We start from the raw sequence: 16,672 nt of genomic DNA on the forward strand, positions 1-16,672 counted from the left end.
GACGGTGCTGCTCCCCGTCGCGAGGGCGGCTACAACCGTGACGGTGGCGCCCCGCGTCGCGACGGTGCAGCTCCCCGTCGCGAGGGCGGGTACAACCGTGACGGTGGCTCCCCGCGTCGCGAAGGCGGCGACCGCGATCGTTCACGTTCATTCCCGCAGCGCGGGGGAGCGGGGCGAGAGCGTCCTGCTCAGGCGACGAACGAGCGTCCGCGGTTCGATGAGCCGCAGATCCCCGACGACGTCACGGCTCGCGACCTCAACGGCGCAGCGCGTAATGAGCTCAAGACGCTGAGCAAGGAGAACGCCGAACACGTCGCCCGGCACCTGGCGATGGCCTCTCGTCTCATCGACGAGGACCCGGCGCTCGCCCACGAGCACGCGCTGGCCGCATCGCGCCGCGCTGGCCGCATCGCGATCGTCCGTGAGACCCTCGGCATCACCGCCTACGCGACGGAAGACTTCGCCCTGGCGCTCCGCGAACTGCGGACCTACCGTCGTATCTCCGGCAAGGACGATCAGATCGCTCTCATGGTTGACAGCGAGCGCGGAATCGGTCGCTCCGATCGTGCGCTCGAGACCGGACGCGCCGTCGATCGTTCTGCGCTCGAGACTCCGGTCCGGGTCGCGCTTGCGATCGCGATGTCCGGTGCCCGTCTCGACCAGGGCGATCTCGAACTCGCACTCGGCGAGCTGGAGATCCCGGAGCTCGATCCCGATCGGGCCTTCGAATGGAGCCCGGCGCTGTTCGCCGCCCGCGCTGCCGTGCTCGAAGACCTCGGGCGCACCGAGGAGGCGGAGTTCTGGGCGCACCGCGCCGAAGTCGCCGCTGAGGTGCTAGGGGTCGATGAGGCCGGCGACGAGGAGATCTTCATCGAAGACAGCCTCATCGAGGGAGAGTTCCCCGACGAGGATGACGATGATTCCGCGGCGGATACGCGCCTGGAGGCAGATGACGCGGATCGGGAAGAGCCAGCGTCCGATGCGTCTGCCGACGTCGACGAAGCCGCAATCGTCGCTGAGGAACCGACCGTCGAAGACGAGGTGCGCGAGCTCCTCGGCGAGGACGACGAGTCGGAACCGGAGGCGTAGTGGCGCTGTTCTCTCGGAAGCGATCGCCTCGCACTCCGCTTGACGGAGTCGATACCGTACTCGCCGACCTCGACGGTGTGGTGTACGCCGGCCCCGGGGCCCTGCCCTACGCGGTGGACAGCCTCAACGAGGCGGCGAAGTCGGCTCGACTCGGCTACATCACGAACAACGCGGCACGCACGGATGCCTCGGTCGCAGCGCACCTGAGCAGTCTCGGGCTGCGCGTCCAGGCATCCGACGTGGTCACGAGCCCGCAAGCGGCGATGAGGCTGATGGCTCAGATCGTGCCCGCCCCGGCAACGATCCTGGTCATCGGCGGTGACGGTCTCGTCGACGAGGTGCAGAAAGCCGGGTACACAGTCACACGGAGCGCGGAGGATGCGCCGAGCGCCGTCGTGCAGGGGTTCGCTCCGGAGGTCGCGTGGACGGATCTCGCTGAGGCGGCCTTCGCTCTCAAGCTTCCCGAGGACGAAGGCGGCATCCCGTGGATCGCCACCAACACCGACTGGACGATCCCCCGTGAGCGGGGAGTGGCGCCCGGCAACGGGACGCTCGTGTCCGCCGTGCACACGGCGATCGGCAGGCTCGCCACCGTCGCGGGGAAGCCGGAGGAGCCGATCTTCCAGGAGGCCCTTGCACGCTTCGGCGCGAAGAAGGCCCTCTTCATCGGGGACCGTCTCGACACCGACATCATGGGGGCGAGCAGGGTCGGCATCGAATCGGTCCTGGTGCTCACCGGCATCGACCGCCCGAAGCATGTGCTGGCCGCCCCGGAGGGCTCGCGTCCCACCTACATCCTCGGCGACCTGCGCGAACTGCATGCCCCGTATCCCGAGGTGACCGAGCAGGACGGCGTCTTCCGCGTGAACGGTGCGGCGGTGCGGGTTTCGGGCGCCGACGTCGAGATCGTGGCGGATTCCGGTGAGCAGATCGACCTGCTGCGCGCGGGAGCCGCCGCCATCTGGGCATCCGGCACCCCCGTGTTCGTGCTGAGGGTTCCGGAGCGCCTCTACGACGACCCGTTCCACCGTCCCTGACGGTGCTCGCGTGGCGCCCTTCCGCGTCGGACGGGCCGCGTACAGTAGAACCGTGAGCGATGAGACGACGAGCGCGCCGACCGATGCCCTGTGGAGTCGACTGCGCCTGATCGAGGGGCAGCCGCTCCCGGCGAGGGCCGATGCGTATTCGGCCCTCCACGACGAGCTCTCCCGTCGCCTCGAGAGCGGCGCGAAGCTCGAGCAGCGGGAGACCTCGGGATCCCGATGACGCGACTCGACGCTGCCCTCGCCGCCCGAGGACTCGCCCGTTCGCGCACCCACGCGGCCACTCTCATCTCGGAGGGCCTCGTCAGCGTCGACGGACGACCTGTCGTGAAGGCCTCGACGGCGGTCGACGATGCGGCGGAGATCACCATCGCCGGTGCAGACCACTACGTCGGACGTGCCGCGCACAAGCTCATCGCGGGCCTCGACGGCTTCGCGATACCGGTCGAGGGGCGGCTGGCACTCGACATGGGCGCATCCACCGGCGGCTTCACCCAGGTGCTCCGTGAGCGGGGAGCACGTGAGGTGCTCGCGGTCGACGTCGGGCATGGACAACTCGCCGCGTCGATCGCCGCTGATCCCGGCGTCGTGTCCGTCGAGGGCTACAACGTCCGATACATGACACGGGAGAACCTCGCCGAGGCGACGGGCGAGGTCGCAGCCCCCGATCTGGTCGTGGGTGACCTCTCGTTCATCTCTCTCGAACTCGTGTTGCCGGCCGTCGCCGCGGTGGTCCCATCGGAGTCCGACGTCCTGCTTCTCGTGAAGCCGCAGTTCGAGGTCGGACGCACCGCCGTCCGTGGGGGACTGGTCACCGACCCCGCAACACGCGCCGATGCCGTGGCTCGCATCGTGTGGAGCGCCTGGGACGTGGGGTTGGGGATGCTCGGCATCCTTCCCTCCCCGATCCTCGGAACCCACGGCAACGCCGAGTATCTCGTGCACCTCGCACCGGGTCGAGGCAGCAATCCGACAGAATGGCTGGACAGCATCAACCGACTGGCAGGAGGACGATGAACGAGCGCAGCATCCTGGTCGTCGCTCACGCGGGCCGTGTGGACACCGTCGACGCCGCCCGGCGGGTGATCGACGCCCTTCGGGAGGCCGGAGCGCGACCGGTCCTGGCCGCTGACGATCACGAGGCACTCGTGTCCGTGGATCCGTTCTTCGCCGACACCGACGTACTCGGCGTCTCCGTCGACCCGGCCGACCTCGAACTGGCGATCGTGCTGGGTGGGGATGGGACGATTCTGCGCGCAGCGGAACTCGTACGCGACAGCGGGGCTCCGGTGCTCGGCATCAACATGGGGCACGTCGGCTTCCTCGCGGAGATCGACCGCGACGACATGGACAAAGCCGTACGTCGTGTGATCGACCGCGACTACGAGGTCGAGGAACGGCTCGCCCTGTCCGTGCGTGTGAAGGATGTCGACGGCACGGTCGTCTACGAGACGTGGGCCCTCAACGAGGCCACGGTCGAGAAGGCCAGTCGTGAGCGGATGATCGAGATCGTTCTCGAGATCGACGGCCGGCCGTTGTCGAGTTTCGGATGCGACGGCATGGTGATCTCCACCCCGACCGGCTCGACGGCCTACAACTTCTCCGCCGGGGGACCGGTGATCTGGCCGAGTGTCGAGGCGATCGCGGTGGTGCCGCTGTCGGCGCACGCCCTGTTCGCCAAGCCGCTCGTGGTGAGCCCCGATGCCTCGGTGGCGATCGAGATGCTCGAACGCACGGACGGCTCGGGCATCCTCTGGTGCGATGGCCGCCGCTCGCACGACCTGCCGCCGGGCGCACGCGTGGTGGTGCGCCGCTCTTCGCGTCCCGTGCGGCTGGCTCGTCTGCACCCCACGGCATTCACCGACCGACTCGTGCGCAAGTTCCAGCTTCCCGTCGAAGGGTGGCGCGGACAGGCGCCGGGGGCGACGTCGTGATCGAGGAGATGCGGATGCAGGGGCTCGGCGTCATCGCCGATGCCGTGCTGCCGCTGGGTCCCGGATTCACCGCCATCACCGGCGAGACCGGCGCCGGAAAGACCATGGTCGTCACCGGGCTCGGACTGCTGCTGGGCCAGCGCGCCGACTCCGGAGCCGTGCGTGCGGGCGCGGCGCAGGCATCGGTCGCGGGCGTCTGGATCGTCCCCGAGAGCGGAACCGTCGCCGAGATCGTCGCCGAGGCCGGTGGCGAGCTGGAGCCTGTCGGTGCTGGCAGCGCGGAACTCTACGTGTCTCGCACGCTCAGTTCGGAAGGGCGCAGCCGTGCCAGTGTCGGTGGGCGCGCGGCCCCCGCGGGTGTGCTCTCCTCGCTCGCGGACGAGCTCGTGGTCGTGCACGGCCAGGCCGAGCAGCTGCGACTGCGTTCGGCCGTCGCGCAGCGTGATGCGCTCGATCGTTTCGGTGGGGCCCCGATCGCTGAGGCCGTGGACGAATACGCCCGGGCCTTCGCACGCTGGCGGACACTCGACGCCGAGATATCCGAGATCACCGAGAACCGTGAACGTCGCGCTGAAGAGGCGTCGCGGCTGCGAGAAGCCCTCGCGCTGATCGAGGCGACGGCTCCGGAGCCGGGGGAGGACCAGGAGCTCACCGCGCGTGCCGAACGTCTCGCGAACGCCGAGGAGCTGCGTCTAGCGGCCTCGCTCGCGCACGGCGCGCTCTCGAGCGAAGAGGGCGAACCTGATGCCTCGGCTCTCGTCGCGGAGGCGCGTCGAGTACTCGAACGCGCTGCAGACGTGAAGCTGACCGAGATCAGCGAGAACCTCGCCGACATCGGCTATCGGATCGCCGACACCGCAGGCCTTCTCTCCGCCTATCTCGCCGATCTCGACGAGACGGGTCCGCACGAGCTCGCCGCTGTCGAGGAACGCCGCGCTGCGCTGGGCACCCTGATCCGTGCACACGGCTCGCTCGACGAGGCGCTGACCGTCTGGCAGACCGGATCCGCTCGGTTGGCCGAACTCGATGACGACGGCGATCGGATCGAACGACTGATCGCCGAGCGTGATGCGGCACGGGTCGAACTCGACGCCCACGCCGAGGCGCTGACGGCGGCGCGCGCAGAGGCGGCTTCTCGTCTCGGTGCTGCCGTGACGGAAGAACTGCGTGCGCTCGCGATGCCGGACGCGCGCCTCGAGGTCTCGGTCTCCGAGGGCGCCGAGAGCGCCCACGGCCGGGACGACGTCGCGATCCTCCTCGCCCCCCATCCGGGAGCCGAGCCGCGCTCGGTCTCGAAGGGAGCCTCCGGCGGAGAGCTGTCGCGAGTGATGCTGGCGATCGAAGTGGTGATCGCCGCGACCGATCCGGTTCCGACGTTCGTCTTCGACGAGGTCGACGCCGGCATCGGCGGTGCCGCGGCGATCGAGGTCGGTCGGCGACTCGCCCGACTCGCCGAGAAGTCGCAGGTGATCGCGGTGACGCACCTCGCGCAGGTCGCGGCCTTCGCGAACAACCATCTGTCGGTCGTGAAGGCCAATGATGGTGCGGTCACGGCCTCCAGCGTGCGCCGTCTGGAAGGGGAGGAACGGGAAGCCGAGATGGCTCGTCTGCTGTCAGGACTCGCCGATTCCGACGCCGCCCTGACCCACGCCCGCGAACTTCTCAGCCTCCGCGTCCCCACCTCCTGATAGGATCGAAGCCCGTGATGAACTCTTCTTCTGCGGGACCCAAGAACGACACGACCAAGCACATCTTCGTGACTGGTGGTGTCGTTTCGTCTTTGGGCAAGGGGCTGACGGCAGCCAGCCTCGGAAACCTCCTCACGGCCCGCGGTCTGCGCGTCGTGATGCAGAAGCTCGACCCGTACCTGAACGTCGATCCGGGAACGATGAACCCGTTCCAGCACGGTGAGGTGTTCGTGACGGACGACGGCGCCGAGACCGATCTCGACATCGGACACTACGAGCGCTTCCTCGACATCAACCTGTCCGAGGCGGCCAACGTCACCACGGGTCAGATCTACTCGCAGGTGATCGCGCGCGAGCGCCGTGGCGAGTACCTCGGAGACACGGTCCAGGTGATCCCGCACATCACCGACGAGATCAAGCGCCGCATGCGCCTGCAGGCCTCGGAAGACCCGCGCCCCGACGTGATCATCACCGAGGTGGGCGGCACAGTCGGCGACATCGAGTCGCAGCCGTTCCTCGAGTCCGCGCGCCAGCTTCGTCACGAGCTCGGACGCGACAGCGTGTTCTTCGTGCACGTATCGCTCGTCCCGTTCATGGGCGCGTCGGGGGAGCAGAAGACCAAGCCGACGCAGCACTCCGTCGCGGCGCTCCGCCAGGTCGGCATCCAGCCCGATGCCCTGGTGCTCCGCAGCGACCGTCCGGTCAGCGTGAGCAACCGCAACAAGATCGCTCTCATGTGCGACGTCGACGTCGAAGGCGTCATCAACACCGTCGACCTGCCGAGCATCTACGACATCCCCTCGACTCTGAACGAGCAGGGGCTCGACTCGTACATCGTGCGACGGCTGGGCCTGGACCAGAAGGCGGCCGACGTCGACTGGACCCGCTGGAACAAGGTGCTGCACGCGGTGCACAACCCCAAGCACGAGGTGACGATCGGTCTGGTCGGCAAGTACATCGACCTGCCCGACGCGTACCTCTCGGTGACCGAGGCGCTCAAAGCCGGCGGTTTCGCGCAGGAGACCAAGGTCAACATCCGCTGGATCCCCTCCGATCTCTGCGAGACGCCGGAAGGCGCGCAGGAGCAGCTGGCACAGCTCGACGGCATCTGCGTGCCCGGCGGCTTCGGCATCCGTGGCATCGAGGGCAAGCTCGGCGCGCTGAAGTTCGCGCGCGAGCAGGGCATCCCGACGCTCGGCCTGTGCCTCGGTCTGCAGTGCATGGTCATCGAGTACGCACGTGACGTCGCCGGCATCGTCGGGGCCTCGTCCAGCGAGTTCGACCCGGAGACCGCAGAACCGGTCATCGCGACGATGGCCGAGCAGGTCGACATCCTCGACGGTGGCGACCTCGGCGGCACCATGCGCCTCGGTCTGTACCAGGCAGCCCTGGCGGAAGGCTCGCTCGCCCGCGAGCTCTACGGCGCCCCTGAGGCCTCCGAGCGTCACCGCCACCGCTACGAGGTGAACAACGCCTACCGTGACCGTCTTTCCGAGGCGGGGCTGGTGTTCTCCGGACTCAACCCGGAGCTCGACCTCGTCGAGTACGTCGAGCTGCCCCGCGATGTGCACCCGTACTACATCGCCACCCAGGCGCACCCGGAACTGCGTTCGCGTCCGACCGCCCCGCACCCGCTGTTCCGCGGGCTGGTGGGCGCGGCGATCGATCGGCACCGCGCGAGCGAGCTGTTCGACGTCAGCGCGGACGACTGAATCGAGCAATCGAGCGATGATGACGGAGTCGACGGAGAGCCTCCGGGACGAGACCTTCGAGCCGGAGGTTCTCGAGAGCGACCTCGTCTATCGCGGCAGGGTCTGGGACGTGCGCTCTGACCGCGTGCGCTATGGCGACGGCGAGATCGTGCGGCAGTACGTCGCCCACACCGGCGCGGTGGCGATCGTCGCCCTCGACGAACAGGGGCGGGTGCTGCTGATCCAGCAGTACCGCCACCCGATCCGCCATCGTGATTGGGAGCTCCCGGCCGGACTGCTCGATGTGGAGGGCGAAGAGCCTCTCGAGGCCGCCCGGCGTGAGCTCGCCGAGGAGGCCGACCTGGTCGCCGTCCACTGGGAGCCACTGGTCTCCTCGTGGACGACGCCCGGTGGGAACGACGAGATCATCCACGTGTTCCTCGCGACCGGCGTCCGACCGTCCGGTGCGCCGCACGATCGCGAGGACGAGGAAGCGGATATCCGGGTGGAGTGGGTGTCGCTGGCCGATGCGGTCTCTGCGGTCATGGAGGGTCGGATGCGCAATGGGATCCTCGCGATCGGCGTGCTGGCGGCCTCGCAGAGGTTGCGCGACCGGGGCTGAGGATGCAGCTCGAGCGCGCCCTCGACGCCTACCTGCGTCATGTCACGATCGAGCGTGGTCTGAGCGCGCACACGATCGCGGCCTACCGGCGCGACCTCGAGGGATACCGGGAGTGGTTGGTCGCCGAGGGGATCGACGACACCGGCGAGGTGACGCCGGCGACGATCGACCGGTTCATCGCGGAACGGGCCTCCGCGGAGCCGCCACCCGCGTCGACGAGCCTCGCACGCTTGCAGTCGTCGGTGCGGGGATGGCACCGCTTCCTCGCACGAGAGGGCATAGAGGCCGACGACCCGAGTGGTCGGCTCCGCCCGCCGAAGGCGCCGCGACGGCTGCCCAAAGCCCTCACGATCGAACAGGTCGAGCGTCTGCTCGCCGCGCCGTCTCCCGAGGCGCCGCTCGGCATCCGTGATCGCGCTCTGCTCGAGCTTCTCTATGCGACCGGTGCGCGCGTGTCCGAGGCGGTCGACCTCGATGTGGACGACCTGGCGCACGGCGATGTGCTGCGGCTGCGGGGGAAGGGATCCAAGGAACGCATCGTGCCGCTGGGTTCCTACGCGCGCGCCGCCGTGGACACGTATCTGACCCGTGTGCGCCCCGCCCTCGCCGCCAAGGGTCGCGCCTCGGCTCGGCTCTTCCTCGGGGCGCGAGGCGCCCCGCTCTCCCGCCAGAGCGCGTGGCTCGTCATCCGCGCGGCAGCCGAGAGCGCCCAGATCACCGTGGACGTATCGCCGCACACGCTGCGGCACTCGTTCGCGACGCATCTCCTGCAAGGGGGTGCCGACGTGCGTGTCGTGCAGGAACTGCTCGGACACTCCTCGGTCGCGACGACGCAGATCTACACGCACGTCTCGGTCGACGCCCTTCGCGACATCTACGCGACGTCGCACCCGCGCGCCCGGTGACCTCGCGGCGCCGGCCTGGCGTCTGCCGCGTGCCGAGGCAGCTGAGCGGGGGCCCGGCCGGTACAATCGACCAAGCACGACGGAGCAGGAGAACTGGTGGCTGAGAAAGTGGCGAAGTCCAGGGCGAAGGCGCAGAAGGCCGACGAGACCCCCATGGGACCCACCGGCCGCCCCTATCACGGGTTCCCGATCCCGGAGCCGCTGAAGTCGCACGGCCCGGCGCGCATCATCGCGCTGTGCAACCAGAAGGGCGGCGTCGGCAAGACGACGACCTCGATCAACCTCGCCGCTTCCCTCGCGGAGTACGGCCGGAAGGTCCTCGCCGTCGACTTCGACCCGCAGGGTGCCCTGTCGGCCGGCCTCGGCATCCCGACGCACGATGTGCCGACGATCTACGACCTGCTGCTGGACACCAAGCGCGACGCGCACGATGCGATCGTGCACTCGAGCGTCGAGGGTCTCGACGTCATGCCGGCCAACATCGACCTCTCTGCCGCAGAGGTCCACCTCGTCAACGAGGTCGCGCGCGAGACGATCCTCGCACGTGTCCTGCGCCAGGTGGCGGGGGAGTACGACGTCATTCTCATCGACTGCCAGCCGTCCCTCGGCATCCTCACCGTGAACGCGCTGACCGCGGCGCACGGCGTGATCATCCCCCTCGAGTGCGAGTTCTTCGCCCTGCGCGGTGTGGCGCTGCTGATCGAGACGATCGACAAGGTCCGTGACCGGCTGAACCCGTCGATCACGATGGACGGCCTGTTGGCGACGATGTACGACCCGCGCACGCTGCACTCCCGCGAAGTTCTGGAGCGGGTCGTCGAGGCATTCGGCGACGATGTGCTGGAGACCGTGATCGGCCGCACCGTGAAGTTCCCCGACGCGTCGGTCTCGGGCGTGCCCATCACCGAGTTCGCCCCCGAGCACGCCGCCGCTCAGGCGTACTTGCGGCTGGCGCGGGAGCTGGTCGCCCGTGGCGCCGTCGCCTAGCGAGGGGCCTGTCGACGCAACGCTCGAGGAGAGCGCGGGCGATGCCGCGGCCACAGACACGGCAGGCTTCCGGGTGTCGCTGTCGAACTTCGACGGCCCCTTCGACCTGCTGCTGAATCTCATCTCGAAACATGAGATGGACATCACCGAGGTGTCGTTGAGCGCGGTCACGAACGAATTCATCGCGTATCTGGGGGAACTCGACGACGATGAGGACCTCGACCAGGCCTCTGAGTTCCTGGTCGTGGCCGCGACCCTGCTCGACATGAAGGTGGCGGGACTCCTGCCGCAGGGCGAGCTGGTGGATGCCGAGGCGGTGGCCCTTCTCGAGGCGCGTGACCTCCTGTTCGCCCGCCTGCTGCAGTACCGGGCCTTCAAGGAGGTCTCGACGTGGTTCGCTCGCTGCCTGCAGCGCGAGGATCGCCGACACGTCCGTGCCGTTCCCCTCGAGGAGAAGCACCGGCGGCAGACTCCGGAGCTCGTCTGGTCGCTGAGCGCCGACGACTTCGCCGCGCTCGCGCTGCTGGCGTTCGCACCCAAGGAGATCCCGCACGTCGGGCTCGACCATCTGCACGCACCGCTGGTCAGCATCCGTGAGCAGGCGGCGATCGTCGTGACACTGTTGCGTGGGACCGAGTCGGTGAGCTTCCGTGAGCTCGTCGCGGGCGTCACGGAGCCGGGCATCGTCGTCGCGCGCTTCATCTCGGTGCTGGAGCTCTATCGGCACGCGGCGCTGTCCTTCGAACAACTGGAACCGCTCGGCGAGCTGACGCTCCGCTGGGCCGCCGACTCCTGGTCGGACGAGACGCTGGCGACCCTGGGAGCCGATTATGACCGATGACGTGACGGAGACCGACGCTGTGACGGGGACCGACGCTGTGACGGGGACCGACGCTGTGGCGGGGACCGACGCTGTGACGGAGACCGACGCTGTGGCGGGGACCGACCTCACGGTGTCGGAGGATCAGACTTCGGACCCTGCCGGGACGGCACCCGAGATTCCCCTCGCCGAGCGGGTCGAAGCGATCCTCTTCATCGTGGATGAGCCGATCGGCCTCGTCGCGTTGGCTGCCGCCGTCGGGTCGCCGGTGCCAGCGGTACGTCAGACGCTCGAGATGCTCGTCGAGGACTACGACGGGCGGGGCGCGGGACCACGGCGCGGCTTCGAGCTGCGCGAGGTGGGCGGCGGGTGGCGACTGTACGTCCGCGAAGATCTCGATGCCATGGTGGCCGAGTTCGTCGGAGGGCAGGCCCCGGCGCGACTGTCGCAGGCCGCGCTCGAGACATTGGCGGTCATCGCCTACAAGCAGCCGGTGACGCGCAGCCAGGTCGCGTCCATCCGCGCGGTGAACGTCGATTCTGTCGTGCGCACGCTGCTCGCCCGCGGGCTGATCACGGAGCTGTTCGCGGATTCCGAGACCGGCGCGATCAACTACGGCACGTCCGACGCGCTTCTGCAGCACCTGGGCATCAACTCGCTCGACGAGCTGCCCCCGATCTCCCCGCTGCTCGATGACGGTGCAGACGGCTTCGACGAAGGGACCATCCGATGACAGGCTTCGACGCCTCGACAGACTCCGAGGCCGCGCCCGAGGGCGTGCGCTTGCAGAAGGTGCTCGCCGCGGCAGGCGTGGCCTCCCGCCGCGTGGTGGAGCAGTACATCGCCGAGGGCCGCATCCGCGTCAACGGCATCGTCGTGTCCGAGCAGGGGCGACGGATCGACCCCGAGCGCGACCTCGTCGACGTGGACGGTACCGCGATCCAGCTCGACGTCTCCAAGCGCTACGTCATGCTCAACAAGCCGACCGGCGTGGTGAGCAGCATGAAGGACGAGAGCGGCCGCCCCGACCTGCGTCGCTTCACCGAGAAGTACGAGGAGCGCCTCTACAACGTCGGCCGCCTCGATGCCGAGACGAGCGGTCTGCTGATCCTCACGAACGACGGCGCGCTCGCCCACGTGCTGGCCCACCCGTCTTTCGGCGTGACGAAGGTGTACATCGCGAAGGTCGAGGGCACAGTGCTGCCGCAGACGATCTCGAAGCTGACGAAGGGCATCGAGCTGGAGGACGGACCGATCGCCGCCGACAAGGCACGGCTGTTGGACACCTCCCGCGAGGAGAGCCTGGTGGAGCTGACGCTGCACTCCGGTCGCAACCGCATCGTGCGACGCATGCTCGCGGCGGTGGGCCACCCCGTCACCGAACTGGTCCGCCGGCAGTTCGGTCCGCTCCACCTGGGAACCCTCCCGGCCGGGAAGACGCGGGAACTGAGTAAAATCGAACTCGGCGCGCTTTTGACCCTGTCGCGCCGTGATTCCGGTGTCGCCGAGGCGCCAGGCGAGCAGGAGAACGAATGACCGATACGACGAGTGCGCCCACGGGGCGGAGAGCGGGCGTCGTCGCGCCGCGCCTCTCCGGTACCGTCCGCATCGTCGGCGCCGGACTCCTCGGCGCGAGCATCGGCCACGCCCTCCGCGCGAAGGGGGTAGATGTCGTCCTGACCGATGCCTCGCCCGCCCAACTGCGTCTCGCCGTCGACTACGGCGCCGGAAGGATCTCGAACGAGGACGATCAGCCGTCCCTGGTCGTTGTCGCGGTGCCGCCGGATGTCACTGCCGACGTGATCCAGGCCGAACTCGAACGGTTCCCAGAGGCCGTCGTCACCGACGTCGCGAGCGTGAAGCTCGAGCCTTTCCGTGCACTCCAGGCGCGCGGTGTCGACCTCACCCGCTACATCGGCTCTCACCCGCTCGCCGGTCGTGAGCGCGGGGGCGCGATCTCAGCGCGTGCCGACCTCTTCATCGGGCGCCCCTGGGTGGTGTGCCGTGATGAGGAGACGAGAGCCTCCGACCTCGCCCTCGTCGAGGCCCTCGCGCTCGACGTCGGAGCGACGCCCCTCGAGATGACTCCGGAGGAGCACGATCGTTCGGTCGCGCTGACCTCGCACGTGCCCCAGGTGGTCGCGAGCCTGCTCGCCGGTCGCCTCGCCGAAGCGGAAGAGGGGGCGCTCCGCCTTGCAGGCCAGGGCGTCCGCGACACCACACGCATCGCGGCATCCGCCCCCGAGCTCTGGGTGCAGATCCTCGGGGCGAACGCGGCACCCGTGGTCGAGATCCTCGATGCGCTGGCCTCCGACCTCGGCGAGATCTCCGATGCCCTGCGTGCGCCGAGCGCTCCGGGGGCCCGCCGCATCGTCGCCGAGACCATCCGGCAGGGAAACGACGGCGTCGAACGGCTCCCCGGCAAGCACGGACAGAATCAGCGTTTCGAAACCCTCGTCGTGATGGTCGACGACACCGCGGGTCAGCTCGGCCGGCTGTTCGGAGAGCTCGGCGAGCTCGGTGTGAACGTCGAGGACCTCCGCCTCGAGCATTCGCCCGGCGCGCAGTTCGGCCTCGCCGAGATCAGCGTCGATCCCGCGGCGCTGCATGGCGCGATCACCGGGCTGCAGGAACGTGGATGGCGCATCGCTGGGAGCACGAATGACTGATATCTCGACCTCTGCTGCGGACGCTTCGGTGACCGACGCGCACAAGTTCATCGCGATCGACGGGCCGGCCGGATCGGGCAAGTCCAGCGTTTCGAAGGCCGTCGCCCGCGCACTCGGTTTCGGCTACCTCGACACCGGCTCCGCCTACCGCGCACTCGCCTGGCATGTGCTCGATCGGGGCGCCGACACCGAAGACCCTGAGGCCGTGCGCGCTGCGGCGGCAGACTTCCCTCTGACGCTGGGGCTCGACCCCGACGAGCGGACGGTGCTCGTCGGCGACGTCGAGGTCACCGAGGCCATCCGAGACCCGAGGGTCTCCGGCGCGGTGAGCGGCGTGGCGCGCGTGCCCGAGGTTCGCGCGCAGGTCAACGAGCTGTTCCGCCGTCTGGTGTCGGAGTCGTCGTACCCCGCCGTCGTGGTGGAGGGCCGTGACATCACGACCGTGGTCGCCCCCGACGCTCCGGTGCGGATCCTTCTCACCGCAGCTCCCGAGGTACGGGCTGCACGACGTGCCGGTGAACTCGCCGGCGAGAACGCGGCTGCTGTCGCCGCGGCGCTGCACAAGCGTGACGCCTCAGACAGCGCCGTCGTCGACTTCCTGAACGCCGCAGAAGGCGTCGAGGTCGTCGATTCGACGGAACTCGATTTCCCCCAGACCATCGACGCCGTCCTCACGGTGATCGAACGAATCCAAGGAGCACACCGTGGCTGACGACGAATACGAAGGCGGCCCCGACCAGCTCGCCGAGAAGATGGACCAGCTCGACGAGCATCTCGCCGAGCAGCGCGCGGAGACGCTGCGCGCCGGCCTCTCCGACTACGAGCTGGACGATGAGGACGCGGAACTCCTCGCGGGCATCACACTCGGCGAAGACGGCATCCACTACAGCCCGGCTCTTCCCGTGGTGGCGATCGTCGGACGACCGAACGTGGGCAAGTCCGCGTTGGTCAACCGCATCCTCGGCCGCCGCGAAGCCGTGGTCGAGGACACCCCCGGTGTCACCCGTGACCGCGTGACGTACAAGGCCGAGTGGGCCGACCGTCGCTTCTCGCTCGTCGACACCGGCGGGTGGGAGCCCGACGCGCGCGGCATCGACCGTTCGGTCGCGATGCAGGCCGAGGTCGCGATCGACCTCGCCGACATGGTGCTGTTCGTCGTCGACGCGATGGTGGGGGCGACGTCGACCGACGAGCACGTCGTGAAGCTGCTGCGCAAGAGCGGCAAGCCGGTGTTCCTCGTCGCCAACAAGATCGATGACGCCCGCCAGGAGCCGGAGACCGCAGCGCTGTGGAGCCTGGGCCTCGGCGAGCCATGGCCCGTGTCGGCGATCCACGGACGCGGCGTCGCCGACCTGCTGGATGCCGTGCTCAAGAAGCTTCCCGAGGTCTCGGCCGTCGCGAAGCAGGAGATCGGCGGACCGCGCCGCGTGGCCATCCTCGGTCGTCCGAACGTGGGCAAGTCGTCACTGCTGAACAAGGCGGCAGGCGAGGAGCGCGTGGTCGTCAACGATCTGGCCGGCACCACCCGTGACCCGGTGGACGAGGTCGTGGAACTCGGCGGGAAGATGTGGCGTCTGGTCGACACCGCCGGTATTCGTCGTCGCGTGCACATGGCGCAGGGGGCCGACTTCTACGCCTCGCTGCGCACTTCGGCCGCGCTGGAGAAGGCCGAGGTCGCCGTCGTCGTGCTCGACGTCTCGGAGTCGATCAGTGAGCAGGACGTACGCATCATCGATCTCGTGCTGGAGTCGGGCCGCGCGCTCGTGCTCGCCTTCAACAAGTGGGACCGTCTGAACGACGACGATCTCGAGAACGCCGACCGCCGTCGCTACCTCGAGCGTGAGATCGAGCAGGATCTGGCGCACGTCGCCTGGGCCCCGCGGGTGAACATCTCGGCGAAGACCGGGCGTCACCTCGACAAGCTCGTGCCCGCGCTGGAGACGGCCCTGGAGAACTGGGACCGTCGTATTCCGACGGGCAAGTTCAACGCGTTCCTCGCAGAACTCGTGGCGGAGCACCCGCACCCGCTGCGCGGTGGCAAGCAGCCGCGCATCCTGTTCGGCACCCAGGCGTCGACGCGCCCGCCGACGTTCGTGCTGTTCACGACCGGTTTCCTCGACCCCGGGTACCGCCGGTTCATCCAGCGGCGTCTGCGCGAGCTCTACTCGTTCGAGGGCACGCCGATCGTGATCAACATGCGCGTGCGCGAGAAGCGTCAGCGCTGATCTGTTCCGGCGCATGTCGCGCCGTGGTGCTGTGACCCCGATGCTGTGAAAGGCTGAAGGGGTGACTGTCGTACCTCCTGCTTTCGGTGAACCGCGTCGCCCCGAGGGGCCGCGGAACCCCGGCGATGCCTGGGTGATCGCGGAGTCGGGGGAGAAGTACTGGGGGCGCTTCGGTGCTGCCGGGCTTCTCGCCTATGACCCCGCACGTGGCATCCTGCTGCAGCATCGTGTCGCGTGGAGTCACTTCGGTGGAACCTGGGGCTTGCCGGGCGGCGCACTCCACGAGGGGGAGAGCGCGATCGCGGGAGCGATCCGTGAGGCCCAGGAAGAGGCGGGCGTGCCGGACGGTGCCGTGCGCGCCCGGTTCACGAGCGTTCTCGATCTGGGCATCTGGTCGTACACGACCGTCGTCGCCGATGTCGGGGAGCCTTTCGAGCCGGTGATCAGCGACCCCGAGAGCGTCGCGCTCGAGTGGGTGCCGGTCGATCAGGTGTCGTCACGACCGTTGCACCCCGGTTTCGGTTCGTCGTGGCCGGCGCTGCTCGAACTGCTCGACGTACGGCCGGCGATCGTGGTGGATGCCGCGAATGTCGTCGGCTCGGTCCCTGATGGGTGGTGGAAAGACCGTGCGGGCGCCGCAGCTCGTCTTCGTGCGCGTCTGGAGGGACTGGCGGTCCCCGCGCACGCGCTGGAACTCGCAGGCGATGAGTGGTTCCCCGACGTGTCGATGGTGGTCGAGGGGCAGGCGCGAGGTATCGAAGACCAAGCCGGCACGGTCTCGGTGATCCGCGCGGAAGCCGCGGGTGATGACGCGATCGTCGCCGAGGTCGAGCGCCGTGTCGCGATGCAGCAGCTGGTCGTGACCGTCACGAGCGACAGGGGCCTCCGCGATCGCGCCGAGAGCGCCGGAGCCGCGCACATCCGTTCGGCCGGGTGGTTGCTCGATCTCTTCGCGGCCAACGGCTGACTTTCGCCCCAAGCCCCGCGCGCTGGGGTCCT

General features: G+C 68.9%; 16 protein-coding genes and 1 pseudogene. All 17 read left to right on the forward strand.

Annotation, left to right across the window (positions count from 1 at the left end):
- Positions 1-1,089: pseudogene (locus GZ64_RS19945) on the forward strand (primosomal protein); the annotation flags it as partial.
- Positions 1,089-2,126, forward strand: a complete 1,038-nt coding sequence (locus tag GZ64_RS0101340; protein WP_029264865.1) for an HAD-IIA family hydrolase — start codon at positions 1,089-1,091, stop codon at positions 2,124-2,126. The pseudogene GZ64_RS19945 and the gene GZ64_RS0101340, both read left to right, overlap by 1 nt.
- 52 nt (positions 2,127-2,178) lie before the next feature.
- Positions 2,179-2,355 (forward strand): hypothetical protein, encoded by a 177-nt coding sequence (locus GZ64_RS19950; RefSeq protein WP_168441065.1) that lies wholly within the window; start codon positions 2,179-2,181, stop codon positions 2,353-2,355.
- A complete protein-coding gene (locus GZ64_RS0101350) occupies positions 2,352-3,149 on the forward strand; it encodes a TlyA family RNA methyltransferase (protein WP_029264867.1) in 798 nt (265 codons plus the stop codon). Before GZ64_RS19950 ends, GZ64_RS0101350 begins: the two co-directional genes overlap by 4 nt.
- Entirely contained in the window at positions 3,146-4,066 is a 921-nt protein-coding gene (locus GZ64_RS0101355; protein ID WP_029264868.1) for an NAD kinase, read from the forward strand. The genes GZ64_RS0101350 and GZ64_RS0101355 overlap by 4 nt, the downstream gene beginning before the upstream one ends.
- Complete coding sequence (recN, locus tag GZ64_RS0101360) at positions 4,063-5,754, forward strand: DNA repair protein RecN (protein WP_029264869.1); 1,692 nt, start codon at positions 4,063-4,065, stop codon at positions 5,752-5,754. The genes GZ64_RS0101355 and recN overlap by 4 nt, the downstream gene beginning before the upstream one ends.
- Before the next feature lie 17 nt (positions 5,755-5,771).
- The gene (locus tag GZ64_RS0101365; RefSeq protein WP_029258974.1) at positions 5,772-7,466 is read left to right on the forward strand and encodes a CTP synthase; all 1,695 of its coding nucleotides are present in this window, start codon (positions 5,772-5,774) and stop codon (positions 7,464-7,466) included.
- 19 nt (positions 7,467-7,485) lie between these two features.
- Positions 7,486-8,067, forward strand: a complete 582-nt coding sequence (locus tag GZ64_RS0101370) for an NUDIX domain-containing protein (RefSeq protein ID WP_029264870.1) — start codon at positions 7,486-7,488, stop codon at positions 8,065-8,067.
- A 2-nt stretch (positions 8,068-8,069) separates the two neighbouring features.
- The gene (gene xerD / locus GZ64_RS0101375; protein WP_029264871.1) at positions 8,070-8,972 is read left to right on the forward strand and encodes a site-specific tyrosine recombinase XerD; all 903 of its coding nucleotides are present in this window, start codon (positions 8,070-8,072) and stop codon (positions 8,970-8,972) included.
- 153 nt (positions 8,973-9,125) lie between these two features.
- A complete protein-coding gene (locus tag GZ64_RS0101380) occupies positions 9,126-9,959 on the forward strand; it encodes a ParA family protein (RefSeq protein ID WP_168441067.1) in 834 nt (277 codons plus the stop codon).
- Complete coding sequence (locus GZ64_RS0101385) at positions 9,943-10,800, forward strand: segregation and condensation protein A (protein ID WP_021199275.1); 858 nt, start codon at positions 9,943-9,945, stop codon at positions 10,798-10,800. Before GZ64_RS0101380 ends, GZ64_RS0101385 begins: the two co-directional genes overlap by 17 nt.
- Complete coding sequence (scpB, locus tag GZ64_RS0101390) at positions 10,790-11,512, forward strand: SMC-Scp complex subunit ScpB (RefSeq protein ID WP_029264872.1); 723 nt, start codon at positions 10,790-10,792, stop codon at positions 11,510-11,512. Before GZ64_RS0101385 ends, scpB begins: the two co-directional genes overlap by 11 nt.
- Entirely contained in the window at positions 11,509-12,315 is an 807-nt protein-coding gene (locus GZ64_RS0101395; protein ID WP_021199277.1) for a pseudouridine synthase, read from the forward strand. Before scpB ends, GZ64_RS0101395 begins: the two co-directional genes overlap by 4 nt.
- The gene (locus tag GZ64_RS0101400; RefSeq protein ID WP_029264873.1) at positions 12,312-13,448 is read left to right on the forward strand and encodes a prephenate dehydrogenase; all 1,137 of its coding nucleotides are present in this window, start codon (positions 12,312-12,314) and stop codon (positions 13,446-13,448) included. The genes GZ64_RS0101395 and GZ64_RS0101400 overlap by 4 nt, the downstream gene beginning before the upstream one ends.
- Positions 13,441-14,160 (forward strand): (d)CMP kinase, encoded by a 720-nt coding sequence (gene cmk / locus GZ64_RS0101405; protein ID WP_021199279.1) that lies wholly within the window; start codon positions 13,441-13,443, stop codon positions 14,158-14,160. The genes GZ64_RS0101400 and cmk overlap by 8 nt, the downstream gene beginning before the upstream one ends.
- A gap of 40 nt (positions 14,161-14,200) precedes the next feature.
- Positions 14,201-15,673 carry a ribosome biogenesis GTPase Der gene (der, locus tag GZ64_RS0101410; RefSeq protein ID WP_208323601.1) on the forward strand — a complete coding sequence of 491 codons (1,473 nt, stop codon included), beginning with the start codon at positions 14,201-14,203 and terminating at the stop codon, positions 15,671-15,673.
- A gap of 61 nt (positions 15,674-15,734) precedes the next feature.
- The gene (locus GZ64_RS0101415) at positions 15,735-16,640 is read left to right on the forward strand and encodes an NUDIX hydrolase (protein ID WP_029258968.1); all 906 of its coding nucleotides are present in this window, start codon (positions 15,735-15,737) and stop codon (positions 16,638-16,640) included.
- The last annotated feature ends 32 nt before the right edge of the window (positions 16,641-16,672 follow it).

The sequence above is a fragment of the Microbacterium sp. Cr-K32 genome (genome assembly GCF_000708345.1).
Lineage (GTDB): Bacteria > Actinomycetota > Actinomycetes > Actinomycetales > Microbacteriaceae > Microbacterium > Microbacterium maritypicum_A.